Origin of the sequence: Fulvivirga ulvae (assembly GCF_021389975.1) — a bacterium.
Taxonomy (GTDB): Bacteria; Bacteroidota; Bacteroidia; order Cytophagales; family Cyclobacteriaceae; genus Fulvivirga; species Fulvivirga ulvae.
In genome coordinates this window covers 5,695,337-5,720,674 of record NZ_CP089981.1, presented here as the reverse complement: position 1 = coordinate 5,720,674, position 25,338 = coordinate 5,695,337, and the positions used below count along the sequence as shown (strand labels likewise).

18 protein-coding genes are annotated in these 25,338 nt (G+C 44.4%); 17 read left to right on the top strand and 1 reads right to left on the bottom strand.

Features of this window, described 5'->3' with window-relative positions; all coding sequences use genetic code 11:
• Positions 1 to 15 precede the first annotated feature (15 nt).
• The 13 genes from LVD17_RS24035 (at position 16) to LVD17_RS28765 (ending at position 21,636) form a co-directional block, all read left to right on the top strand.
• Positions 16 to 4,236 (top strand): baseplate J/gp47 family protein, encoded by a 4,221-nt coding sequence (locus LVD17_RS24035; RefSeq protein ID WP_233762138.1) that lies wholly within the window; start codon positions 16 to 18, stop codon positions 4,234 to 4,236.
• A gap of 43 nt (positions 4,237 to 4,279) precedes the next feature.
• The gene (locus LVD17_RS24030; RefSeq protein WP_233762136.1) at positions 4,280 to 5,647 is read left to right on the top strand and encodes a tail fiber protein; all 1,368 of its coding nucleotides are present in this window, start codon (positions 4,280 to 4,282) and stop codon (positions 5,645 to 5,647) included.
• Positions 5,648 to 5,716: 69 nt separating this feature from the next.
• Complete coding sequence (locus LVD17_RS24025) at positions 5,717 to 8,272, top strand: baseplate wedge protein (RefSeq protein WP_233762134.1); 2,556 nt, start codon at positions 5,717 to 5,719, stop codon at positions 8,270 to 8,272.
• Positions 8,273 to 8,287: 15 nt separating this feature from the next.
• The gene (locus LVD17_RS24020; protein ID WP_233762132.1) at positions 8,288 to 10,003 is read left to right on the top strand and encodes a contractile injection system tape measure protein; all 1,716 of its coding nucleotides are present in this window, start codon (positions 8,288 to 8,290) and stop codon (positions 10,001 to 10,003) included.
• A complete protein-coding gene (locus tag LVD17_RS24015) occupies positions 10,000 to 11,367 on the top strand; it encodes an ATP-binding protein (RefSeq protein ID WP_233762130.1) in 1,368 nt (455 codons plus the stop codon). Before LVD17_RS24020 ends, LVD17_RS24015 begins: the two co-directional genes overlap by 4 nt.
• Before the next feature lie 165 nt (positions 11,368 to 11,532).
• A complete protein-coding gene (locus tag LVD17_RS24010; protein WP_233762128.1) occupies positions 11,533 to 11,808 on the top strand; it encodes a hypothetical protein in 276 nt (91 codons plus the stop codon).
• Positions 11,809 to 12,151: 343 nt separating this feature from the next.
• On the top strand, positions 12,152 to 14,779 hold the full coding sequence (locus LVD17_RS24005) for an eCIS core domain-containing protein (protein ID WP_233762126.1): 2,628 nt from the start codon (positions 12,152 to 12,154) through the stop codon (positions 14,777 to 14,779).
• Positions 14,780 to 15,252: 473 nt separating this feature from the next.
• Positions 15,253 to 17,037 carry an eCIS core domain-containing protein gene (locus LVD17_RS24000; protein WP_233762124.1) on the top strand — a complete coding sequence of 595 codons (1,785 nt, stop codon included), beginning with the start codon at positions 15,253 to 15,255 and terminating at the stop codon, positions 17,035 to 17,037.
• Positions 17,038 to 17,454: 417 nt separating this feature from the next.
• Positions 17,455 to 17,694 carry a ribbon-helix-helix domain-containing protein gene (locus LVD17_RS23995; protein WP_233762121.1) on the top strand — a complete coding sequence of 80 codons (240 nt, stop codon included), beginning with the start codon at positions 17,455 to 17,457 and terminating at the stop codon, positions 17,692 to 17,694.
• The gene (locus tag LVD17_RS23990; RefSeq protein ID WP_233762119.1) at positions 17,687 to 17,971 is read left to right on the top strand and encodes a type II toxin-antitoxin system RelE/ParE family toxin; all 285 of its coding nucleotides are present in this window, start codon (positions 17,687 to 17,689) and stop codon (positions 17,969 to 17,971) included. The genes LVD17_RS23995 and LVD17_RS23990 overlap by 8 nt, the downstream gene beginning before the upstream one ends.
• Positions 17,972 to 18,888: 917 nt before the next feature.
• Positions 18,889 to 19,197 (top strand): DUF3892 domain-containing protein, encoded by a 309-nt coding sequence (locus tag LVD17_RS23985; RefSeq protein WP_255702599.1) that lies wholly within the window; start codon positions 18,889 to 18,891, stop codon positions 19,195 to 19,197.
• A gap of 561 nt (positions 19,198 to 19,758) precedes the next feature.
• Positions 19,759 to 21,009, top strand: a complete 1,251-nt coding sequence (locus tag LVD17_RS23980; RefSeq protein WP_233762115.1) for a DnaJ domain-containing protein — start codon at positions 19,759 to 19,761, stop codon at positions 21,007 to 21,009.
• Between the two features lie 18 nt (positions 21,010 to 21,027).
• The gene (locus LVD17_RS28765) at positions 21,028 to 21,636 is read left to right on the top strand and encodes a DUF7255 family protein (RefSeq protein WP_441712144.1); all 609 of its coding nucleotides are present in this window, start codon (positions 21,028 to 21,030) and stop codon (positions 21,634 to 21,636) included.
• Between the two features lie 152 nt (positions 21,637 to 21,788).
• Here LVD17_RS28765 and LVD17_RS23975 read toward each other — a convergent pair whose 3' ends face one another.
• A complete protein-coding gene (locus tag LVD17_RS23975; RefSeq protein WP_233762113.1) occupies positions 21,789 to 22,067 on the bottom strand; it encodes a hypothetical protein in 279 nt (92 codons plus the stop codon).
• A 390-nt stretch (positions 22,068 to 22,457) separates the two neighbouring features.
• On the opposite strand from LVD17_RS23975, the gene LVD17_RS23970 reads away from it, so the two are divergent.
• The 4 genes from LVD17_RS23970 to LVD17_RS23955 all read left to right on the top strand — a co-directional run bounded on the left by LVD17_RS23970 (position 22,458) and on the right by LVD17_RS23955 (position 25,307).
• Positions 22,458 to 23,192 (top strand): helix-turn-helix transcriptional regulator, encoded by a 735-nt coding sequence (locus tag LVD17_RS23970; protein ID WP_233762110.1) that lies wholly within the window; start codon positions 22,458 to 22,460, stop codon positions 23,190 to 23,192.
• Between the two features lie 72 nt (positions 23,193 to 23,264).
• Complete coding sequence (locus LVD17_RS23965) at positions 23,265 to 23,798, top strand: dihydrofolate reductase family protein (protein ID WP_233762108.1); 534 nt, start codon at positions 23,265 to 23,267, stop codon at positions 23,796 to 23,798.
• Between the two features lie 218 nt (positions 23,799 to 24,016).
• Entirely contained in the window at positions 24,017 to 24,475 is a 459-nt protein-coding gene (locus LVD17_RS23960) for a 3TM-type holin (protein ID WP_233762106.1), read from the top strand.
• Positions 24,468 to 25,307 carry an N-acetylmuramoyl-L-alanine amidase gene (locus LVD17_RS23955; RefSeq protein WP_233762104.1) on the top strand — a complete coding sequence of 280 codons (840 nt, stop codon included), beginning with the start codon at positions 24,468 to 24,470 and terminating at the stop codon, positions 25,305 to 25,307. Before LVD17_RS23960 ends, LVD17_RS23955 begins: the two co-directional genes overlap by 8 nt.
• The last annotated feature ends 31 nt before the right edge of the window (positions 25,308 to 25,338 follow it).

Genomic DNA, 25,338 nt, shown 5'->3' with positions numbered 1-25,338 from the left:
AACCATTTAGCACAGATGACCGATAACTTAACACCTCAGAAACTCCTGCTCAGGGATGGCACCAGTCAGCAAGACCGCAACAACCCATTGCTTGACCCAGCGCATGTGAAGGTAGATGACAGGAGCTTAGAGCAGCTTATTGTTGAAGCGCAGCGCCTGGCACAAGAATTAAGATTCTTTGATGAACAAAACCAGTTGACAGCCACCTGGGAACTGTTTTTGATCGATGATGCCATACAGTACAAAGCAGCGTCACCAAAAGGAAAAGAGCTGCAGCGGGCACAGTGGGCCAGCCAGCTCGCAGCATTTGTAGAGGACCCTGACAGCTTTGCCAGTGATGAGAAACTGATGTCCAGGCTGTCACGACCCCATTCGGTACTCTTTATAACATTCCTGAAGTTACTCCACCATGTTAAAGAACAACTCAACGGCCTGACCCGGAAACACCTGGACTTTTACTTTAAAGAGCGTCTGGCCCTTACTCCGCGAGAAGCTGTACCTGATGTAGTCAATGTACTGCTAGGGCTGGCAGAAGACGTTGACAAACTGGAAGTGAAAAAAGGGACCACCCTGCTGGCCGGAGAAGATGAAGACGGCAACCCGCTGCACTATGCCGTTGACGAAGACACCATCATCAGCCGGGCCAGAATAGCCCAATTGAAAAATGTATTTGTTGATAAACGACTTCTTGCCATACAGGATATCCACCGTGAAAATGCAGACACCTTAGATAGAGGCCTTACCCGTATGCTGGAAGCAGCACTGGGCCACCCTGCGCCCGGTGATCCGTTGCCAATATTACCCGAAGGCGTGGAAGACCTCATAGCCCTGGATACCCTGGTGGAGCAGGATAACGTAGCAGCAAAAAACTATGTGACGGGTCAACTATTCCTTTCCGTGGAAGACTTCAAACTGATCTTTCAAAAGAGCCGAGAAGAAAGCCAGGATATACCCACCAACTGGCAGCCTGTCTACGATGCCTTAGATAACGCATTTAAAGCCAAAATCAGAAAAAGAAGACAGGACAAATTAAAAGCGATCAGAGAAAACGAAGGCTTTGAGGCTATGGTAAAGCATGTGTACGGAAGCCCGAAGCCAGGAGATAACCTGCCGCTGTATCGAGGTGGTCTTACATCTTTTGCCTCAGTACATAAAGACCTGCTGAACGACAATCCGGCTATCAGCCAGGAAGCCACCGATTACATCTTCGAAGAGCTGAAACTGGATAAGCAGCACTTTGATCACATCGCCCGCACTGGCGAGGAGGCAAATGCCAAAGAAGAAGACTGGAATAAAGTGTATAGGTTGCTGGAACTGGCCGACAGGGAAACACGAGGCTTTATACTGCCTTCCCCGGTTAGGGAAGAACTGTCAGATATTTACGCTGCATCCGATGCCAAAGCCCATGCCTTTAACGAATATGGAGACGATGATGAAAGCAAGCGATTCAAGACCTTTGGCAGCAGGCAGCAAGGTGTAGCCTTAGACCTGAAGCCCGCCAACATTGGCCTGGCCATAAGCACCCCCACACTGTTGCTCACCGAAGGCAGAAGACAGATCACCGTGTTGATGGATTTTGCTTTGCAAAGCGATAATGCCGATCCGATCAGTTCGCTTTTCAGTTTGGGTGTTGAGAGACCATTTCAGATCCACCTGAGTAGCGAAGAGCAGTGGTTCATTCCGCCCAATACCACGTTTGAATTCGGAGACTACATTGGCAGAGAGTATGAAGGCACCTATCAAGGACAGTTTGAAGCGATATCAGACACAGCATCCGATGAAGTTGCCGGCAATATCACTGACAAGAAGAAGTATATCAAATCCGAAGGCCAGGATTTTAGCCCGTTAGACATCGGCAAATATCTGGTTGACCTCAATGGGTTGATCTATCAGGTCACAACTGTAGTCTCCCAAGAAGAAGTAGAAGTCAGTAAAGCAGGGGACCTGGAACTCAGTGCAGATGAATTTCTCCAGGCAGTACGCAAATATTCTCCCCAACAAGTCTATTTAAAAGGGTTGAAAGTAGTGATCAACCTGCGGGAAAGCGATGTGCCCGTGGTGCCCTTTAAAGCCAAAGATCAGGTGCAGTATGTTGATGCAGCCTATCCGGCCCTGGCACTTTCTTTAAACCACTTTTTGGCCGATGAGATAGGCAAGGAGCGTTACATGAGTCATTACCACAGCCTGATGGACCTGAAACTGAACAAGATACAACTGTCAGTAGATGTAAAAAACGTCAAAGACATTACCCTGCAAAATGACGAGGGAGTGATCAGTGCCAAAAAGCCCTTTGAACCCTTTGGCACAGAGCCGGAAACGGGCAATAGCTTTTACTTTACCAACAAAGAAATTTCACTGAAGAAACTGGAGAGTCTCGACCTGCAAATGCAATGGGTAAAAGCACCCGAAGACTTTAGCGCATACTATCAAAACTACTGGCACATCCTGAAAGACGAGCCGGTAAAAGACAAAGACGAAGACCAAGGCGAAACGCCAGATTTTTACACCATAAAAGGAAACACAGATTTCAAAGCCGAGGTATTTTTTCATAATGCCAACGAAGATGTTAAAGTGGGCAACATCACCTTGTTTGCAGACGAATTGCTGGATGATCCAAGAGAGCCACATGACGTACACATGAGGCTGGCACACAACTTTCCGGAAACCTACACCTACCGTCAGGATCCTAATGTTGAGATGGGAGCAGAAGAAGTGCTGGACTGGAGTCGTTATTTCAAACTGGAACTCAGCCCGCTTGATTTTCAGCATTCCATTTTCAATACGCTTTTTGTAAGACAGGCAATGTCAGACAAACCGGAAATAAAAACACTGATCATCAATCCACCTTATCAGCCTAAACTCAAAAGCCTACATCTGAACTATTCCGCCTATACCGACATCATCCCTGATAAAGCCGGAGCAAAAGATCATGATGCCCTGTACCATATGCACCCTTTTGGGTTTAAGCAACTTCTGGAACAGGAAAATGCGGCATTGCTGCCGCTATATCGCAACGAAGGGGAGCTTTTCCTGGGTATAGCTGATCTGGATGCACCCCAGATACTGTCCGTGCTCTTCCAGATGGCAGAAGGAAGTGCTGACCCTGATGTAGAAAAAACAGTACTACAGTGGAGCTATCTGCGAAACAATGAATGGGTCGGTCTGCCCTCATCAGCGATCATCTCAGACACCACCAACGGCCTGATCAATACCGGTATAGTACGGATCAAAGTACCCGCTGATGCCACTACCGGAGGCACCCTGATGCCGGATGCACTGCATTGGCTCAAAATCGATGTAGACAAGAACATAGTAGGGGTTTCCGATACGGTTGACATCCTGGCCCAGGCCATAAGCGCTACACTTTCCAGTGAAACCGTAGCCCCTTCCCATTTTGCAACACCCCTGAAGGCGGAAACCATTACGGAAACGAAGAAAACCTTTTCTGAGATTGTATCGGTCACACAACCCTTTACATCCAGCAAAGGCAAACCTGCAGAGCAGGGCAATGACCTTTACAAACGCATCAGTGAGCGACTCAGGCATAAAAACAGGGCCCTTACCATGTGGGATTATGAGCACATGGTCTTAGACAGGTTCCCCCAGGTGTTCAAAGTCAAATGCCTTCCGGCAAAAGAGGAACCAGGCAGGGTGGATGTGGTAGTGATACCCGACATCAAGGGAACCCAGCCTTTTAATCCGTTTGCCCCCAAAGTAGCCGCAGATACACTTTTCGAGATCAGAAAGCACCTCGACACCCACTCACCGGCACATGCCGAAGTGGTAGTACAAAACCCGTTTTATCTGCAAGTACTTACCCGGTGCTCAGTAAAATTCTACCCCGGATATGACGAGGAATTTTACAAAGCCAAACTGATAGAAGAGATCAAGCGCTTCCTTTCCCCATGGGCCTACAACGATCAGGGTGATATCAGGATTGGAGGCTCATTGAATGCAAGTGTGCTGATCAACTTCATTGCCGAAAGGCCCTACATAGATTATGTCGCACACCTGAAATTATTTCAAAGTGAAGATGGAAAAACCTTTGTAGACGTCCGGGCCATCAATGATGGGAAAGCAGCCGTTATCCCGTCCCGCTCAGATATGGTCATGGTTTCGGCCCCCTCACACGAGATAGATGTGCTGAGTGAAAGTGCCTTCAACGAAGACAGCTTCGAAGGGATCAACTACATGAAAGTACAGCTTGATTTTAAAGTAGGAGAAGATATCAGATAAGTATCACAAGAAAGAAATATGACATTTTAAAGAAAATAGCCTTATGGAAATCAATAAGAAAAACCGATCAGAACTTAAAAACCATTTCCTGAAAAACAAGATCCCGACCCAGGAGCATTTTGCCCAACTGGTAGATGCAGGCATCAACCAGGCAGAAGACGGAATAGCCAAAGTGCAGGGAAGCCCACTGGCCCTGCAAGCTGAAGGTGAGGAGGTAGGCACCCAGGGAATCCTGGATCTGTATACAGACTTTTCTAAAAAAAGTGCAGAGTGGTCGCTCAACCTGAACCCCAGAGTCGACCCCTTGGAACCCGACACCAACCAGCGTGGACTCAACATCAAAGATAAATCAGGAAAGAGCCGGCTGTTTATCAGGTTAGAAGATGGAAAAGTAGGCATTGGCACCATAGAGCCAGAGTCAAAACTGACCATTCACGGAAGTGATAGCGAGTCGGCCCTTTCGGTTGTCTCTAACACAAAGCAGCACTCCCGGATCTTTGAAGTGACCGAAGATAAAAGTGATGGAAAAGTATCCGTAAGAGGCGGAGATACCCGTGAAGGAGTGCGCCTAAGTGGCGCGCAGGAGAAACCCAGCTTTGTTTTAGGAAAGCTCGGCTTAGGCACCGAAAACCCGGCAGCGCCCCTGAGTGTTCAGGGTGCAGGTAAAGACAGCTCGCCAGATGCCTCAATGCATATCACCAGTAGCAGCATTTTATTTGGAGGGCCTAACCAGGGTAAAAATGAAAACTCCGCCAAAATTTCAATAGATGAAGAAAATGCCCTGAAAATACATGGTATGGCCTCAGGCAACACCGGAGCATCAAGAAAGGTGAAAGTCTTTGCCGAAGGCGGTATGAACGTAGAAGGCCCGTTAATGGCCACAAACTTTTCCAAGAGCTCCAATATGGATGGCAATAATGCCAGTGACGAAAGGATCCCTACCCAAAAATCAGTGAAATCCTATGTAGATGACCGGCTACCCAAAGGCGTCATTTGCATGTGGTCAGGCGATAATGCCCCGGCCGGATGGGCCCTTTGTAATGGCGAAAATGGTACCCCCGACCTTACCGGAAGATTTATCGTAGGGCTTGGTGGTACAGGTGATTACGACACGATCGGCAACACAGGAGGCCAGGAGCAGGTAACCCTGACCACGGCACAGTTGCCGGCTCACAGCCACTCCGGGTCCACCAAAGATGCAGGTGAACATAACCATAGTTTCTCAGGAAGTAAAAAGCACGGCCGTGGGGCTAAAACAGGAAATCATTATGATTACTATGCCTCATCTTCCGGAACTACAGGTAGTGCCGGCAAACACAGCCACTCATTTGATACCAATGATACCGGAGGTAGCAAGTCTCATGAAAACCGCCCGCCGTACTATGTGCTGGCATACATCATAAAACTGTAAGCACTGACTTTAGTAATTACCCGGCTACGCCCAAAGGTTGATATCCAAATGACCATAAGAACTATTAAAATGACAAAACCAATTACCATACCCAAAGACCTGCCCCAAGACTCTGCATTGAGCTATGATTTTCTTCGGGCAGAGGGAATAAAGCTCATACAGCAAATGGCCGGGAGCACCTGGACCGACCACAACACCCACGATCCGGGCATCACCATTTTAGAGCAGCTCTGCTATGCCATCACTGACCTGGCCTACCGCATCGACTACGACATCCCTGACCTGCTCGGCAGAGATGGCAGCAGTTCATACGAAGAACTCTATGGACCTGCCAAAATATTAACTGTTAATCCCGTCACGTTACTGGACCTGCGCAAGATTGTCATAGACGTAGAGGGCGTAAAAAATGCATGGATCGAAAAAGTGCCTTATGTTAAACCTGAGGCGGGTCCAAATAATGAAGAGCCAGGTGGAGGCATCAAACCCAGAGGCCTGTACAAAGTAGACATCGAAAAAGATGATTGGTCCAATGAAACAGGTATTGATATTTCAAACCATGTAAAAGCCAGATTACAGGCAGTTCGTGGTGTTTGTGAAGATTTTGATGAAGTCACGCTCCTCAACGAGCAGCTCATCCGCCTGCAAGGAGTGATCAACCTGACCGATAAGGTAGAGAATGTAAATCAACTGATAGCCGATGTGTTGTTCCGCGTGGCTACCTATCTTTCACCACGCATTCGTTTTTATTCCCTGTCACAACTTTTGGAACAAGGGAAAACCACCGATGAGATCTTTGAAGGCCCCTTGCTGAGACACGGGTTTATCAATAATGAAGAGCTGCAGCGTCAAGCCCGGGTGAGAGAAGTCCACTCCTCTGATGTGATCAGGGAAATCATGGATGAAGAAGGTATTTCATCTATCGATGAACTATCCGTAGCATCAGGTGATGTGATCAAAAAATGGGTGCTGCCATTAGACCCGCTCAAAGCCCCGAAACTGGATGTCAGAGGTACCCTTGAGCACCTGCAATTTACCTCTCAGGGACTGAAAGCGAACATAGATGCAGACAGGGTGATCGCATTGTATAACCTGAAAATCAGAGGATCAATTGACCGGAACGTATTGCATTCGGCAGAGCCCGATATGGTGCTCCCCGAAACCAAAGACCGGAACATATCCCGTTACTACTCTATTCAAAACTACTTTCCGTCCAATTTTGGTTTAGGAGACTCAGAACTTCCAGAGTCAGCCCCGGAGAAAAGAAAAATGCAGGCCAAACAACTCAAGGCCTATCTCGCCTTATTTGAGCAGCAACTGGCCAATTATTTTTCTCAGACGGCCCATTTTAAGGACCTGGTCAGCTTTGATGGTGATGATACCCGGACCTATTTCAACCAGTCGTTAACAGGATCGGGGGCAGGAATAGAAGACATACTGGTAGGCGAGGAAAGCTATGAACAATACCTGGCAGAAATGACAGCCGACTCTGCCGATAGCCTGAATCGTAAAAACATATTTCTAAACCACCTGCTGGCCCGCTTTGGAGAAAAATTCAGCCGCTATGGAGTATTTCTGCAGGGCGTATCAGAGGGCGCCCCAAAAAGATCAGAACAACTTTCCGAAACCAATCCTGACCTGTTGCAGCAACGGTCTTTCGAAAGTGATAACAGAGCCAATGAAATATCCAGACAGCTTATCAAAGATAAAACCCGCTTCTTAAAAGACTACGATAAGATAAGTGGAGGCAGAGCCAAAGCGTATGACTGCGAAAAGGAGTATTGGAACACCGATAACGTATCAGGCCTGGAGAAAAGGATCGCCAGGAAAATAGGTATAAACGACTATACCCGAAGAAACCTTGCCGATGCAGATACAGAAGGATTTCATATGGTAGAACACATCCTGCTCAGGCCTGGTGCTTACGATCGATACCCGGTGAGAACCCACTATACACCCGGAGAGATTACCGGTTTCGAAGCCGGGGAAAGTGAAGGACATACCCAATGCCTTGCACCGGACCACACCCTCGTAAAAGGTGATAGAGTAAATATACGAGGCAATGAGCAATATGAGGGTGCGTATGAAGTGGTTGCCGTAAAAGAAGGTGCCTTTGAAATAGCGATAGCCTTTGAAGGATCAGCGAACGAGGCTACCTGGAGAAGGACACAGCCCGATCTCAGATACCATGTTTTAACAGAATCCATACAGGCCTTTTCCAAAACTTCCAAGGAGAGCAATACCCTTTGCCAGGTGGCAGAACACAACCTTCAGGAGGGAGATCTCATAGAAATAACAGGAACCACCCACTATGATGGCCTCCATCAGGTAGGCACCATAACCGAAAACGGTTTTGAGATCCCTGTTCCGTTTGCCGAAAGCGAAGCCACCGGGAGGTGGAATAAGGTCCGCAAAAACCACGATCCCTACTCACTCCAGCTGACCTTTGCCATCCCCAATTGGGTAGAGCGCTATCAGAATGACCAGTTCAGAAAGTTTGTAGAAGACACCATAAGAGAAGAGACACCCACCCACCTGAAAGTACATGTCAAGTGGCTGGGCAGGGCTGAAATGCAGCTTTTTGATCAGGCCTTTAACCGGTTTTTAAGCGAAGTCAACCCTGATTAACCTTAACAGATAAAGATGCTGCAAAAGAAACATATCGTCAACCGGCAGGTCCTCGAGATGCGAATGCCAAAAGAAAAGGATGTATTTACCACCCAAAGGAAAATAGGTGACCTCTACCGGGAAAAACTCGTGCCTATCATTGACAGGCAACTGAGCGACCGTTTCAGCAAAGATGATATTCAGTATCAGATAGCGCAGCTGACCATCGATTTAGGGCAGGTACGTTTGGAGGAGATTGAGGAAGTATTTGCCAAAAAGTTTGCCCAGGCCCTGGCAGCACATCAACCGCCCGAAGAGCATAAGCAGGAAAATGAAACAACAACTCCGGACAGAACACCCTTGCGAGTAGTATCCTACTACCTGATGAACGGGATACTCCCCTGGTGGGCCGACAACGCGAGCCTGACGTACTTACATCAGCAGCTCAATGAACTGCTACAGCATCCGGAAAACGCCTTCAAAGGCCTCATCAGTCAGCTCAGGTATAACGTCACTTACCTCAATCGGTTCTTAAATACATTTACCGAAGTGCAGACGCTTCAATCCTTAGCCTTGCTGACCACCGTAGACGTTAGTCACCTTCACAAAACCAAAAATGAATTTGTCAGGCAGGTGAAACAGCATGCAGGCGAATGGTCGAGGCCTCAAACGGACCGGGCGATTGCAAAAGCATTTTGGACAGCAGCCTTTGGCCAGATAACCACCGCCAAAGACTATGAAGGGCTGGAAAGGACAACAATTTCCAGTGCGCTAACCGTGTTGGGCGCAGATCAGCAGGTTACGAACCAATGGCAGGGCACGGGCAAGACCGTAGTGAACAGAGATCAGCAGGAAGTACAGTTGCTGGTAAGGAAGCTTCAAAAGAAACACCCTGAAAACATCACCTGGCAGCGCTTTTTTCAGCACTTTTCTGCATTCCTTCAGCTGCCTTCATTTCAGCAGGTCCGGCCTGCCGAACTCATTGAACTTCGAAAGCTGATGAAAGCCCTTGATGGAGGAGAGGTGGCTATGAGACCTCATACCGGTGAAGAAGCACATGCAAGAATTGAAAATATAGACACCTTACTGCACGAGTTGAAAAACCACGCCCCTAAGCTAAAGGCTATCACAGAAGCCAGTCTGCGGCCACTGGCAAAACAACTCAACCAGATTGAGTCTACTTTAAAGCAGATGCAGGCTATCTCAACCCCCCGGGTGATCGAAGCCATGCAATCCGAATTTGAAGACACCGATTTTATTGCCATTAACAATGCAGGGTTGGTGCTTTTGTGGCCCTTTTTACAGCGATTCTTTGAAAACCTCGGGCTACTCACCGACAAGGAGTTTCATAATGCCGAGGCCAGAAACAAAGCCGCTTGTGTGTTACAGCACCTCGTGGAGGCCGCAGATGAAGAGCTGTTCGAAGGGCAACTGCCCTTGAATAAGGTGCTATGCGGCATTCCCCTCGATGAACCGGTTGAACCCGTTCAGCTTACCGAAGACGACAAAGAAATGGCTGAGGGACTACTGCAAGCGGTCATTGCCAGAGGCCCTTACTGGAAAAACCTTACTCCGGCAGGTTTGCGCGTCTCCTACATCCATAGAGAGGGTTTACTCAAAAGCCGGGACGGCCACTGGCTATTGCAGGTAAGCAAACAAACTTATGATATTACCCTGGAAAAATTACCCTGGAGCTTCAATGCCGTGAAGCTGCCCTGGATGAACGAAGTTTTAATAGTAGAATGGATATGATCGTAATGAAAAACAACAATACATTGCAACAAAATGCACAGGCACTGACCGATGAACTGAAGTGGTTGAGTGAAGTGATCAACCTTCGGATAGCCTTGCACTTTGGGCACGACACCCCTTATCTGTCCATCGAAGACCTCCCGGTTCCCGACCTTTCGGCAGGTGGCGGCACCTATGTGGAGTTCGTGCACCAACACGACCTCAATGTGGCCGAACGGTTGGTCCTCATCCTTGGGCTGGCTCCGCACCTCAAACCCGGAGTGCTGGATATCCTTTCATCCAAAAACCAGGACTACGACCGTAGGTTCAGCGAGTTTGGCGGACTGTTTATGGAGGGGCACTCCGGCCTCGTGCCTACTGCGGAAACTGCCATGTTCATCCTCGCGGGTGATGACCTGCAAAAGCGGCTGGACTACCAGTACATCTTCAGGCCCGGCCATGTGTTGACAGCCAACCACGTGATTACCGGAGCCTCCCGCAGAAAGGGAACACCACGACTGAGCCGAGAGTGGCTGGTGGCCGATGAGTACATCGATTTTCTGATCACTGGTGAAGCTTTCCACCCAACGTATGGGGAGGACTTTCCTGCTCAACTCATAGATACCCAACTCGAATGGGAAGATGTAGTGCTGAGCAAGAAAACCTCGGAAAGCATCCGCGAGATCAAAGAGTGGGCAGAACTAGGGCACATTCTTATGAGCGATCTGGGACTTGGCAGGAGACTAAAGCCTGGCTATAAAAGCCTTTTTTACGGTCCTCCCGGTACCGGCAAGACCATGACTGCGGCCCTGCTGGGGAAGAGTACCGGAAAGCCGGTGTACAAAATAGACCTGAGCATGGTGGTATCGAAGTACATCGGAGAAACCGAGAAAAACCTGGCCAAAGTATTCGATCAGGCAGAAAAAAGCGACTGGATCCTATTCTTTGACGAAGCGGATTCTCTCTTTGGCAAGCGCACCCAGGTCAACAGTGCCAACGACCGGTTTGGAAACCAGGAGATAGGCTATCTGCTCCAGCGCATCGAAGATTTTTCAGGCGTAGTGATCCTGGCCACAAACCTGAAGGAAAACATTGACGAAGCCTTTACCAGACGGTTCCAGTCCATGATCGAGTTTCGCACGCCAGGCGTGGAAGAGCGCCTCGCACTTTTGGAAAAGTCGTTTTCCGATCAGCTCCCACTGGAGCCATCCATCGACAAACGAAGTGTAGCCGAAAAATACGAACTAACGGGAGGTGTACTGATGAACGTAGTGCGCAAGTCCACCCTCAGAGCCATAGCCCGCAATGAAAGCGCCATTTCGAAAAAAGACCTCGAAGAAGCCATCCAGCGCGAGTTGCAGAAGGAGGGGATTATTTTGAGTTGAAGTTGTCGGTGACTGGTGAGCGGTGAGCGGTAATCGGTGACCGGTAATCAGTGATCGGTGGTTGGAAGGGGTTGAAGTTGGAAGACGGGAGACCGAAGACCGAAGTGTTTGGTAAACAGTGACCAGTAATCAGTAAACAGTGACCGGTAAAACGGTATTTGGTAAATGGGGTGTGATAAAGAAATTGAGGTTTACTTCCCAGTAGAGTCTCTCGCAGAGGACTCTACGGCATTCGGAGGTACAATCTTTAATTATGGCAGGAGACCATTGCCGGGAGAGCTGATGCTCAGAAAGGCAGCAACCTCTTGCTTTAAGGTAATAAACCTCAGCCGGTGTTACCGAACAGTAAGCTTATTCGGAGGTACAATCTTTAATTATGGCAGGAGACCATTGCCGGGAGAGCTGATGCCCAGAAAGGTAGCAACCTCTGCTTTAAGGTAATAAACCTCAGCCGGTGTTACCGAACAGTAAGCTTTACCAAACTTACAAAGTTTAGTAAAGCCGCAATTTGGCTCTGTAAGCTGTGATTAAATTTATCAACCTGCGTATTTGCTGTGTCTACTTTGAGCGTAAACAGTGACCGGTAAAGCGGTATTTGGTAAACGGGGTGTGATAAAGAAATGGAGGTTTTAAACACATCCACGGCCCTACTATCCCCTTGAGAGCCTGTCCTGAAAACTTTCGGAGGATTACAGGGGTGTTTTGAGCGGTATGTCAGGCGACCGAAGTTGGTAATAAGTATTTGAAATATAGAAAGAATTAGAAGAGAGAATTAAACAACGATATGCAAACAAAAACAGATAAAAACCGGGAGCAGGAAAATACTAGCCTCCCCAAGGCGACCCATGAACCCACCCAGGGTGGAATGGCTCAGCTTGCAGACAATCGTCCTGCCACGGTTTATCAGCGAAAGTTGCAGGATACCATGAATGCTTCAGCCACAAGCAAAGCAGCCCCACTGCAACCAAAAGCCAACAACACCGGGCTGCCCGACAACCTCAAAACAGGCATCGAAAACCTGTCCGGTTACTCTATGGACGATGTGAAAGTACACTACAACTCCAGCAAACCCGCCCAGCTACAAGCCCATGCCTATGCCCAGGGCACAGACATCCACCTCGCCCCAAGCCAGGAAAAACACCTGCCCCATGAAGCCTGGCACGTAGTACAGCAAAAGCAAGGAAGGGTAAAACCCACAAAGCAGCTCAAAAGCAAGGTAAACATCAATGATGATGCAGGACTGGAGAAAGAAGCGGATGTGATGGGGGAGAAGGCTTTAAGTGCAGGTAGCACATATTCACCCCTCATACAGTCAAACAATCTGCAAGCCTGCCCGCAACTAAAGGTTATACAGCGTATTTCAGTTGACCAATCTATAACCTGGTTTGATAAACATGTACCTGAAACAGGAAAAATAAATTTAACTCCAGTTGAAATAAAGGAATTCATAAGCTTGCAAAAAGATATTGAACACGATGGAGAAGAGGTAGTGACCATGGGGCCGGAGTTTGAGTTTGCCAAAGTAGATCCGGGCACCATGGGAAAGCTGCCCATACATGTAGAATTACTTGAGTCTACTGAAAATATAAATGGGCTCCCCTTTGTTTTCGAGACCGATGCCGGGAATGTTATTGAAGCCGCTTTCCCTCCCTTTACCATTGGTAAAAAAGGAGAAAACTTTAAAGATATCGCTTATCGGGCCATGAGGATTACCAGCCAGATCGAAAAATACCTGAAAGGTTTAGCAGAGGGTTTAGCAAGTGGAGGGGGAAAGTTAAGTGATTTAATCAATGGAATTGAAGAAGGTCTGGGTATCAAGCTTCAGACCAAAGCTGATTATACAACAGAGTATACTAACATGCCACTCCTTCGTTTTACCAAAGGTATAGGCTCATATACCAATGAGTTTGTTACGAGTGATGAGGTAACCAATGCCCAGATCAATATTACCATGGGGTTAGATGCCTTGGGAGGTGCCTTGCAAGGTGCAATTGCCACTAAGCGCGGGCAGGACCATATGGAACGAAAGATGGCCACCACCGAATGGCTTATGGAAAAACTAGATGGTGGAGATTCAGGGCACATAAATATACTGGCTTACTATATCAGCCAAATTCCTATGATGGCTTTGCAAAACCTCATGATACAGGCCCGGCAAGCCAAGCCGGACCGGGATGCCTTTAAAGAAAGCTCTCCGATCAATGCTGACTTGCTGTCAAAACTATCCAGCATCAAGGACTTTATGGGTTTTTGGGTGAAAGCCGGGTTGAATGATCTGATTAAAAGTGATGATGCTTTGAATACTTTATTAAAGAGGATCAATAAGGATGAACTACAGGGATTTTTACTGTCTAATGAAAATTTTACTGAACTCAGGGATGAGCATGTAAATGCACTGGTAAATTTTGATAGGGGTAGTGGAGGTGTTAAAGCTGATTCGTATAAACTGATGGTTGAGGCTATCATTGAAGGGATGTTTGAAATGTCTCAGAAGATTGGTGAGTCCAATCCTATCAGATCGGTTGGCATTCTCCCAGAGGCAGATAAGGGACAAAATGTAGATTCATCTACCAAATATTTGGGAGGGGCGGATACTGAAGGAAATGCTGCGCCCTTTATGGCCCGCCCGGATACCCACGTGGCCATCCCGAATGACCAATTTCTGGTTGAGGTCAGGGGCTTAAATAAAGGTGTACTGGGCAATGAAAATATGCGCATATTCTATATGCCGGGATTCAGGCTGGCCGGAGAGCAGGAAGAGTGGGATTTTGTTGATCACGATCAGAGATCTAAAGATCAGGTACAACGCCAGGGAGGATATAAATCCTTTGAGACTATTGAAAGAGACGAGAAGAGAGGAATTAAACTCGGATATAGTTATAGGAACGGCATTGAAATTAGATTCAATAGGAAGGATTTACTTGACAGGAATTATGGTACTTCTGCTGTAAGGCGTTGGGATACGGAAGACGTAAGGATTGTCAAGGATAAATATGAGCATACTGAGTACCCTAATGTGCAATATGGAAAAGAATGGAATTATACAGTACGGATAAAGAGGAATCAAGTAGACAGGTTCATCATGTCAATGAAAGGATATATCCAGTCAGCAAAAGGGAATAGAAAATATAACGCAGGGAGCAATGAGACAGATGGCCAGTATAAGGTTTTATGCACTGGAAGTAATCTAAGGATAGAAGTGTTGCGGAAGAATGAAAAGGATTGGAAAGTGAGGCTTGACAAAAAAGGAATAGACAGCAGTTATGCAGATGGAATCGTCCAAAAACATGGGTTTGTAACAACCACACTGTCATTCCCCGATACGGATGCTTCTATCGTACTAGGTAAATTTATGGATGCACCGGCATTCCTTTCGTTTATAAAAGAACGCTTGGCCCCACCACAGAACTAAGGAGCCAGACAATATATAAGAGAGGGAAATTTCGAAACCTCTGCAAAGAAATCTTCAACAAAAGAACTAAACACCCGCTTTACTAAACTTCCAAAAGTTTAGTAAAGCTTAACTGTTCAGTAGCACAGGCTGGGGTAATGACCACAAAACTTTCAAGGCGTATGACCTCACCCCGCTCAGGCCTGTAGGTTAGCCATAGCCAGCATGCCCTCTCCGTCGCGGAAGAGGGAGTTTTGATATTGCTACAACCTCAGTTTTATAAAAAAAATAACCCAAACCCCGTCATTCCTAAGTTTCTTTCCTGGCAGAGTCTCTTGTAGAACTAGTAGAGGACTCTGCGTCATCCGAAGCAAGGTATATCAACCACCTGCCGGAAATTTGCCAACATAAGCCGGATTGGTGCTATCAGGCAAGTACTCTGTTAATGTAGCTTTGGATTACTGGAGTATTTATTCACAAACCCTAAACTAACTATGAAAACCCATATTGAAAGAACTCAGGGGCAAAACCATTCTGTTATTTCGAACTCAGTAAAACCGCCTGATTCAGCAGTTAAAATGATGATAACGGACAACCGTCCTTCTACCATTTATCAACGCAAGTTGCGGGAAACGATGAACTCTTCGGCAATTAATGAAACTCCTATACAGCAAAGAGCCAATAGTACAGGTTTACCCAACAACCTCAAAGCAGGCATTGAAAATCTGTCCGGCTACTCCATGGACGATGTGAAAGTACACTACAACTCCGGCAAACCCGCCCAGCTACAAGCCCACGCCTATGCCCAGGGTACCGATATTCATTTAGCGCCTGGTCAGGAAAAGCATCTGCCTCATGAGGCCTGGCATGTGGTGCAGCAGAAACAAGGGAGAGTAAAGCCAACAGTGCAGCTCAAAGGAAAGATGAATATCAATGACGATCTGGGACTGGAAAGAGAGGCTGATGTGATGGGAAGCAGAGCTTTAAGTGGAGGAAACCGACCAAGGATACAAGAAGTACAAGGTACAGACCTGTCGCCGCAATTACCTTTGCGCGATACCGGTATTAATGGTGACAATGCCATAGTTCAGGGGAAGTTTAATAGGGAACTGGACATTAACCCATCATATAGAACTCAGTTTTTTCAGCAGTTATGCAATAAGGCACCAAACACCGGCGATCAAACTTACACAGACATGTTGCTCGATGCGATGCTTTTAACAAGGGCAGACTTATATCAAATGTTTATTGAGGCACTGGAATATATAAACTCTACAGCAACAGGAAGGAGCCTGTTGGAAACAATAGGTAATTGGCGCCATACAGTTACCATAAGGGTGGGGTATAATGAGTCAACCAAAGCCATGTTACAAGATCGGGATGATCGGGCAACAGACCCCAATATAAAAATCAATTGGAATCCGTTGATGTCTTTCGCGGTTTGGAATGATGATCATAGTTATTTGAATCAGGCACCCGCTATGGGCTCCTCGGTGGGTATCATGTCTCCGGCAGCAGTACTCCTGCATGAGATGGGGCATGTCTGTCAGTATATTCATGATACAGAGGCCTATGATGTGATTACTAATGCAGAAGACGATGGAGCAAATCTGTATGGGGCCTCTAATTTCGAGGTTCAGGGCAGGGGAGATACTACGCGACTGTTGGAGCATCATAATATGACTAACTACGAACACCCGTTTGCGGCTGAAAAGTCAGAACCTATTAGGAATAAGTATGGAAACACCTATGTGGAAGGGGACAAGGAACATAACCCAAATGCAAACATCCCTCAAAACATTCGTCCATTACTCGATGCAGCTATGGCAGAAAGAAGGCAGTTTATTGCTCAAAATGGCTGGGTTGCTAGTGTTACCCAGCATACCAATAACCCACAAGCGGCAGGCAGGTTCGATACGAACTTAAGGCCATTAATGTATATACCTGGCCCATATGGCCTCACAGATACCATGAATAACCCCCTGACCCTATACAGCTCAGCATGGGAATACTGCAATAATTTGAATCGTGAAATAGAAGGCTTCAAAAGAAGTGGAAACTGGAATACTTTCAATGTGGATCATATGAGGGTTGTAGTGAAATACCTGCTTGAGGTAATTACCTCACTGCGCATAGAAGAAAGGCGAGAAATACTCCTGAATCTACTCGGCCATATAAATACGTTAAGAACATGGATCACGGATAATAATAAATTGGAATTGCTAAAGACTATTTCAAATAAGGTCTATCGGGTGTTTGTCAGAAGGGTAAGACGTTAGAGCGATCTGGCAGCGCTAAAACCGCAGCTTTACTAAACTTCCAAAAGTTTGGTAAAGCTTAACTGTTCAGTAGCACAGGCTGGGGTAATGACCACAAAACTTTCAAGGCGTATGACCTCACCCCGCTCAAGCCTGTAGATTAGCCTTAGCCAACATGCCCTCTTCGTCGCGGAAGAGGGAGTTTTGATACTGCTACAACCTCAGTTTTATTAGAAAGGCATCCCAAACCCCGTCATTCCCAAATTTTTGCAGAGCAACGGAGAAAATATTTGGAATCTCAACTTGAAAAGCATCAGTCAAATTTTACGCTGCTAATGGACTGATGTGTGTTACTAAAGATTTCATGGAGGTAGGTATCTTGTTATATATACAAACTAATTTTATATTTGGTGCGTTATTGCACCAAATGATCTGATTATGGCGAGACAAAGTATTTCCTTAACCGAAGCAAATGATGAGTGGCTTAAAGCCCAGGTAAATAGCAAAGAGTATGCAAGCAAAAGCGAACTTGTAAACGATCTGATAAGGCAGGCCAGACAACAACAGCGACAAATTGACTTTATAAGAATGAAGCTTGAAAAGGCTGAAAAAAGCGGCTTCACTACAGATAGCAAGGAGCAAATTTTGGCTGCATCAAAGTCATTGTTGAATGGCTGAATACAGACTGAGCAACACTGCCAAAGAAGACTTAATTAGAATTCACCATTATGGAGTTGCCCATTTCGGAATCATCCAGGCCGACAAATATTTTGATTCCTTTTTCAAATATTTTGAAATTATAGCACAAAGACCATACGCATTCGAAGCCGTGGACTTCATCAAAACCGGCTACCGTAGATGCGTTTGCGGATCGGATAGTATCTATTATCGAATAAAAGATGATGTGGTGGAAATCATGACAATTATTGGGCGACAAGACGTTGGAAACATTTAACAAACTACCTAAAGAGTAAAAAGTCGGAACGGTACTTAAGGTTACATTTCATTTCGTCATTCCAAAATTTTCGCAGAGCAACCGAGAAATATTCGGAATCTACAACAAAAGAACTAAACCGCAGCTTTACTAAACTTGCAAAAGTTTGATAAAGCTTAACTGTTCCGTAGCGCAGACAGTAGTAATGACTGCAAAACTTTCAGGACGTATGACCTCACCCTGCTGAGGTCTGTAGATTAGCCATGGTTAGCATGCCCTCTCCGTCGCGGAAGAGGGAGTTTAGATAGAGCTATTACCTCAGTTTTATTAAAAAGCAACCCAAACCCCGTCATTCCAAAATTTTCGCAGAGCAACGGAGAAAATATTTGGAATCCCCAACTTGAAAAGCACCTACAAAACCTAACTAGCTAACAGCCTGACACGCACCCACTAAATTCTCCCTTGAGGGAGACATCCCGATTGCGAAAATCGGGATAGAGGGTGTTTTTGCCCAACAGCCAGAGACCTCGATTTTCCAAGCCACTTTCTATCGATTATGCATCTTACCCACCTATTTTATAGCTGAATTTCCCTGAAAATACCCAAGGTTGGGTATTGACAACAATACGGGGCATCAACTATTTTTAGATTTAGCATGCAAACGAATTAACTGACGTTGGGAAAGTAATTGGTGGTGTTGGGAAACTTAGGGGGAATGATATCGACTAAGTAGATTATATTGAGTGTAAAATGATTGATAATATAAATAATTAATTATGAATACTATCCAAGCAATCAAACCTGGCCCAAAGCCAAAAAAAGAAGATGGAACTCCCGATAAAAGAAGGCGTGTAAGGCCAGAGACTAAGCCGAAACATCCAGGGTTAAAACCTCATGAACACAAACCAGGTGATTAAAAAGAACTAAAATGGCGGAATATAGAATTTTCAGGAGTATGGAAAAATGGTGATAATGTGATAACTCATTATGCTTTTCATACCGTCTATGAGGAAGGTATAGGCAGAGCATATAAAACATTAAAATCTGATGCCATAAAACTATTAGAGATTAATGGTAACTCAGCAGTAACGTGGATATGGAACTACTCTTCTTCAAAATGGAAAATTGGAGAAAATGTAGAAGTTGTAAATGGAAGGACTGAAAAGTATTTGAGATCGGATCCTGATAATACAAAAACGGATAATTTAGCTCATTTGCTAGATTTTGATTGGGTCGCTCCTTTATAAGAGAAGACACCTAAACACAGATTAGCTCCCTTCCTAGCAGAGTCTCTCGCAGAGGACTCTGCGTTCCTTGCATACCTGAAAAGCTCTTGAATTTCTTTAAAAATACCCAAGGTTGGGTATTGACAACAATACCTGACTTCAACTATTTTTAAATTTAGATGTAGTTGAATCTCTGGTGTTGGGAAATTTTTTATGAGAATAGTTATAAATCGCTTTGATTATACAATGCCATAGTTTGTTGTCATATAGTTAAGATGAGGTGCTAAAGAGGAATAGCAGTACTGAGGTTATATAAATTTTGGATTCAATCTTACCAGTACTCAAAATCACCAAATAATGAGATATATTCTTCATTTATGCTGGATATCTCTTCATTGCGATGGCCGAGCTACCCCTACGGCTACTACACACTACTTCGGCTGGTAGTGGTGATTAATGCGGTTATGGTTGTTACAATGAATCCTCAAGGCGACTTAACTTTTGGGTGATCAGCTTTTGGACTGTATAGAATGCATTCGGTGTTATAATCTTCATTGTTAAGCGAACGAAAACTTAAAGTTGATGGCAAAAGATTACTATTTTATTCTTGGGATTAACAGAAATGCATCTCAATCCGAAATAAAGGTAGCCTATAGAAAACTTGCTCTCAAATTTCATCCGGACAAGAATCCAGGAGACCCTTTTTCCGAACAAATGTTTAGGGATATAAAAGATGCTTATGAGACTCTGTCTGATTTAACTAAAAGGGCACAATATGACAGGCTAAACCAGAGTCAAGAAACAGTAAGTGAACCAAGAAATGCCAAAACAGAACCCAATGAGCCAAGTCCTTCTGAATTGGTGAATAATATTATTTCCAATCTCAAGCAGATGATTAATCAGTCTAAGGGGGCATCAACTCAAGAAATAAAAACAGGAGTTATATCTGATTATTTAGATATAATCTTAGTTGGGGATATTATTAACTTGTATCAGTTCATATCAATTGAACAGAAGAGAACTCTAATTTTCTCTGTTATTCCGTTGCTAAGGTTCTTTGAGCAATACCAGAGAAATAAATATGCCTATCAGCTAGTTGTGATAGCGGGATCTGACAATCAGTTAATTGAAGAAATTGATAAGAAAATTAAGTCTGAATCTTCAAAGCAAAAAGTTAAAAATACGACAAGCTTCTTAGCTGGAAATTGGAGGTTGGTTGGTGTAGTAGTTTTTATTGCCATTCTGTATTTTGCCAATACACGGGACAACAACTCTGGAAGTTCACGACCCGCAAGAAAGGTTGTTATTGATGATGAATCGGATACAAAATCACTTTTCGACTACAATGAATTAGGAAGAAAGAAGAAACCTAGTAAGTGGATAGATAATCATCTAAAAACAGGAGATAGTCCATACAATCATTATTTTGGTAAAGGAGTTTATAACAAAAATTATGAGAATAGAGTAAAAATTCATAATGGACAAGCAACTGATGTTGTGGTCTGTTTAGCTCAATATTACAGCCCATACAGGACAATCAGGAACGAATATATTCGTGCTGGAGAATCCTTTGAAATGACCAGTATTCCGAACGGAACATATTACTTGAAATCATTTTTTGGTAACGATTGGAATCCTGATACCCTTTTTATGGGTAAAGTGCGAGGGTTTTTCGAGACAAGAGCCGGGTTCAGTAAATCTGACAATTATAGTGACTTGCTTAAAATTGAACAAAATAACTATCAATATTCGATATATGAGATAACACTTTATCCTGTTGCCGGAGGTAACATGGAATCCGAAACAATCAATGCAAATGAATTTTTTAAATAATAATATATTAGTCTCATTATGGGAACACGTGAGAATCAACTTGGAGAATACCTAAAGCAAGAATTTGGGATGAATTCATATTCAAAACCCAGTCATCAGGAGTTTACGAATTCACAATTTCATTCGACCATCTTTAACATTTATAAACAACTTGGGGGCCTTCAACCAGAGTACCCTACCAACTTCAGAGGCTTCGATATTCAATTGAGTAAACTAATTGTAGAGTTAGATGAGGAGCGACACTTTAACAGATTTAGACAATGTACGCTGAACTCTCCAGTCTATTCGAACTATGATAATTTCAAACTAAGGCATTACCGAACTTGGTGTTCAAGCAAAGAGGATATTTGCTTACAAGCTGCTTCTTGGGGGAAGAACTGGGAAAACAAAAATTCCAAATTTCATTTTGGTGAAAGTGATATGTTAGGTGTTCTTGGTGTAAAGGGATCAACTCGGTGGAAACAACGTGCCTTCTTCGATTTCTTACGAGACATTTCAAGCAAACTAATGAAAGTCCGGATCCTAAGAATTTCTATTTATCATGAATTGGATGGGATATCAGTTAATGAGTGCATCAAGAACAGGAACTTTCAACCAATTGCTGAATATGTAGAAAAGTACGTCTGATGATGGCAGGTGCGGTTTGCCGAATCTATCGATTGACTACATGCTGCACCACCTGGCACAAGTCTGTTTTAGACTTGCGCTTTAAGTAAGAAATGAGCAGAGAGTCTTTAACACTGTAAAAAGAGCCACCGTCCCCGGCAGCTCCCAAAAACTCAACACCTCACCAACTTCTCCATACTCTCCCACAAAATCTTAAGATTAAAAAGCGCCATCTTTTCCGTGGCATCAAGAGGTAAATCTGTATGATACAGCGCAAAGTCATGAACCATTTTTAGTGAATCAATTAATTCTTCAATTCCCTGACATTTGATGGAATTGAAGAACTCTTCTTCTGAAGACTTTGAAATTTTGGTGCTGTAAATTGACGGATCATAGCATTCTGTTGAATGCTTATGATTGAAGCAAACATTTGGACCATTCTGTGTTGACATAAGAACGTAGATTATTGTGTGAAAAAATAGGGAAGGTCACCGTCAACACATTCCAAGCAATGCTCAGATAGGTCTCGGGACTTTCACCCGTATGCCTTCCCAGTATCTTCTGTTTGAACCGATATTGATTTTTTCGCATTGCGATTAATAAAATGTGTTGACGCTGCAAATATACGATTAAAAATAAATGGAGGGAAGAAATCGATTACATCATTTAAGAAGTCATAACGAGGCAGTACGTTAAAGGATTAGTTACGTAGATTTGCCCAATTGGCGAACCGGGGTTATCTTCCCAAATTCATGATTATACAATGATGGGAAAAATGATAGTCATTGAAGTGGTTACCCGCTCATAGTCGCTAAAGGTTGGTAATAATTACATCCAGGAATATGAATTACAAAGAAATTAAGCCCCACAAAGAACTAGAACCCTTTATTCATTCCTATTGGGAGCTGAAAGGAGATAAACTCGACAGACAATGGGAGCGGAATTTTCCAGATGGGTGTGCAGGCTTAGTAATGAATTTGGGAGAAACCTGTCTTACAGACAATGGCTCGGTGGCGATGGAGTTTGGGAAGACTTATGTAGTTGGGGCGATGACTTCATTCAAAGACAGTTTTATCGAAAACAATACTCATTTAGTAGGTGTTTGTCTCAGACCTGCAACTTTTGCAAATTTCTATAATTATGCCCCTCAAAATGAACTTACAGATGCCACCGTGGAATTTGAGAAAACCAATTCGTTTAATATCGACCAAATTCGTGTAGACCTTTCCAATTATCTAAATCTATATTTTACAGATAGAATTAAAAATAAAAAGAACCAACTACTATCAGTAATCGACGATATACATTCTTCAAACGGACAGTTAAGTATTTATGAACTTTCAAAACGTAACCACACCACGGTGAGACAATTAGAACGAAGTTTTAAAACACAAATAGGAATTTCACCAAAAGAATATTCAAATATTATTCGTTTTCAAAATGCTTTGAGCATAATTAAAACCTCAGGCGAAAATCGAAGTTTGTTAGACATTGCTTTTGAATGTGGTTATTATGATCATTCACATCTAGCCAATGAAATTAAGAGAAAGACGGGACTTTCCCCTTCGCAGCTATAAATTGTCGCATTTTTGCAAAGCATCAGTGGTTGTCTCGAACTTATTTTGCTGAAACATTAAAAATTAAGACAAATGCGAAAAATATCACTTTTCATTGCCACAAGTTTAGATGGTTACATTGCAAAGCCTAATGACGACCTCAGTTTCCTAAAACTAGTTGAAAAAGAAGGCGAAGACTATGGATATGCACAATTTACAGACACAATTGACACTTTAATTGTTGGCAGAAAAACTTATGATTATGTACTTAAAGAAATTGGCTCATCTCATTACGACAATGGGCAAAGGGATGTTTATGTCATCACAAGAACCCAAAGGCCAACTATTGGCAGGACAACTTTTTACACAGGAAGCCTGACTGATTTAATTAAACAACTAAAATCTGAAAACGGGAAAAATATTTATTGTGACGGTGGTGCAGAAGTAATCAATCAACTATTAAAAAATGATTTGATTGATGAATTTGTTATTTCAGTCGTTCCCGTGTTGCTAGGTAATGGAACAAGATTATTTATGGACGGACGACCTGAACAATTACTTGAATTTGTGAGTGTAAAGTCATTTGATACAGGATTAACACAATTACATTACAAACGAAAAAAATAAACAACAAACCCAAATAAAGGCGCAAGCGTTCCTGCTTGTGCCTCAACAGGATTTCAGAAATTACCGACCAAAATCAAACCAAAGCAACAAAACCGATAACATCATCCCACACATGTCGGATTAATCATACTACTTGCCGGATTTGAAATAGTCAGACATACGCATCCCTACTACCTTTGTATCATCATGTTTAATATCTAAAAAATGATGTAATACAGATGAGCTTTTTATCAAAAATCTTTAGTGGAGGGGCCAAAGAGATCTTAGCAGAGAGTGGTAAGTTAATAGATACTATTGACAGCTCCGATGAAGAGAAGTCTCGCGCTAAGAACGAGCTTTCTTCCATAGTGTTTGGTGCGCTCAACGGCATTCAGGATGCGCAACAGAAAATCATCGTCTCTGAGACGACCGGTACCTGGCTTCAGCGTTCGTGGAGGCCCTTGGTCATGCTTTGCTTTACCTTTATCGTGGTTTATGCCTACTTCATACAGCCTGCTTTCCTGCCAGGTTCGGTAGATGTGGAGGCGGTTATTCCCGAGAAATTCTGGAACCTTTTGGAACTGGGGCTGGGAGGGTACGTCATTGGCCGGTCAGTTGAAAAAGTAGCGGGAACCGTGACCAAAAATGTAGACCTGCCATACCTCAGAAAAAAAGACAGAAAGGACGTGTATGGATAACCAGGGATTGAAAATTATCGACCATTGGATCAGTGGAGAGGAGAAGGAAGTAAGCCGCATGGCCTGCGATAAGAATACCAAGCCTTTTGGCAACGGCATGCCCGATAGCATTATCATTCACTATACCGCAGGCAAAAGCGGAAAGTCATCCGCCGAATACCTGTGCAGGAAGAATGTTCAGGCCTCGGCACATATTGTGTTAGATCGCTCAGGCCATATCTATCAGCTCGTGCCATTTGATACCATAGCCTGGCATGCAGGCAAAAGCTCTTATAAAGGGCGGTCGGGGTTCAATAACTTCTCCATCGGGATAGAGATAGACAATGCCGGGGTTTTGGAGAAAGTAGGGGATAAGTACAAAGCCTGGTTTGGCAGTCTGTATTCCGAATCTGAGGTGGTGCAGGCTACGCATAGAAACGAAGCTTCACCAAGGTACTGGCACACCTACACCGAAGAGCAGATCAGCAAAATCTTTGAGCTTTGCGAGGCACTGATGGACAGGTACCCCACGATCACGAGCATTTTGGGGCACGAAGAGATCTCAAAAGGAAGAAAGCAGGATCCCGGACCGGCCTTTCCGCTGGATCGCCTGAGGCAGCGCTTTTTTGACAGCCGGGAAGACACCTCCGCTAATAATGACAAATCAGAAGGATATGTGGAAGTGAGCAGCCTGAATATCCGGGAGATGCCCTCCATACATGCCGGGTTGGCAGCCTCTCCCTTGCCTGAAGGTACCAAAGTGAGAATACTGCAAGAGCATAGCGGCTGGTACAAAGTAGAAGCCGTTACCGAAGGCTGGGTGTCGGCGCAGTATGTTGCCCTGAAAAGCTAGAGCAACCAAACAGAATGATGCTCCGTGATGG

Excerpts from the sequence above, each read along its gene's own strand:
- LVD17_RS24035 (WP_233762138.1), top strand. The coding sequence starts at position 16 with ATGACCGATAACTTAACACCTCAGAAACTCCTGCTCAGGGATGGCACC.
- LVD17_RS24030 (WP_233762136.1), top strand. The coding sequence starts at position 4,280 with ATGGAAATCAATAAGAAAAACCGATCAGAACTTAAAAACCATTTCCTG.
- LVD17_RS24025 (WP_233762134.1), top strand. The coding sequence starts at position 5,717 with ATGACAAAACCAATTACCATACCCAAAGACCTGCCCCAAGACTCTGCA.
- LVD17_RS24020 (WP_233762132.1), top strand. The coding sequence starts at position 8,288 with ATGCTGCAAAAGAAACATATCGTCAACCGGCAGGTCCTCGAGATGCGA.
- LVD17_RS24015 (WP_233762130.1), top strand. The coding sequence starts at position 10,000 with ATGATCGTAATGAAAAACAACAATACATTGCAACAAAATGCACAGGCA.
- LVD17_RS24010 (WP_233762128.1), top strand. The coding sequence starts at position 11,533 with ATGGGGTGTGATAAAGAAATTGAGGTTTACTTCCCAGTAGAGTCTCTC.
- LVD17_RS24005 (WP_233762126.1), top strand. The coding sequence starts at position 12,152 with ATGCAAACAAAAACAGATAAAAACCGGGAGCAGGAAAATACTAGCCTC.
- LVD17_RS24000 (WP_233762124.1), top strand. The coding sequence starts at position 15,253 with ATGAAAACCCATATTGAAAGAACTCAGGGGCAAAACCATTCTGTTATT.
- LVD17_RS23995 (WP_233762121.1), top strand. The coding sequence starts at position 17,455 with ATGGCGAGACAAAGTATTTCCTTAACCGAAGCAAATGATGAGTGGCTT.
- LVD17_RS23990 (WP_233762119.1), top strand. The coding sequence starts at position 17,687 with ATGGCTGAATACAGACTGAGCAACACTGCCAAAGAAGACTTAATTAGA.
- LVD17_RS23980 (WP_233762115.1), top strand. The coding sequence starts at position 19,759 with ATGGCAAAAGATTACTATTTTATTCTTGGGATTAACAGAAATGCATCT.
- LVD17_RS28765 (WP_441712144.1), top strand. The coding sequence starts at position 21,028 with ATGGGAACACGTGAGAATCAACTTGGAGAATACCTAAAGCAAGAATTT.
- LVD17_RS23975 (WP_233762113.1), bottom strand. The coding sequence starts at position 22,067 with ATGTCAACACAGAATGGTCCAAATGTTTGCTTCAATCATAAGCATTCA.
- LVD17_RS23970 (WP_233762110.1), top strand. The coding sequence starts at position 22,458 with ATGAATTACAAAGAAATTAAGCCCCACAAAGAACTAGAACCCTTTATT.
- LVD17_RS23965 (WP_233762108.1), top strand. The coding sequence starts at position 23,265 with ATGCGAAAAATATCACTTTTCATTGCCACAAGTTTAGATGGTTACATT.
- LVD17_RS23960 (WP_233762106.1), top strand. The coding sequence starts at position 24,017 with ATGAGCTTTTTATCAAAAATCTTTAGTGGAGGGGCCAAAGAGATCTTA.
- LVD17_RS23955 (WP_233762104.1), top strand. The coding sequence starts at position 24,468 with ATGGATAACCAGGGATTGAAAATTATCGACCATTGGATCAGTGGAGAG.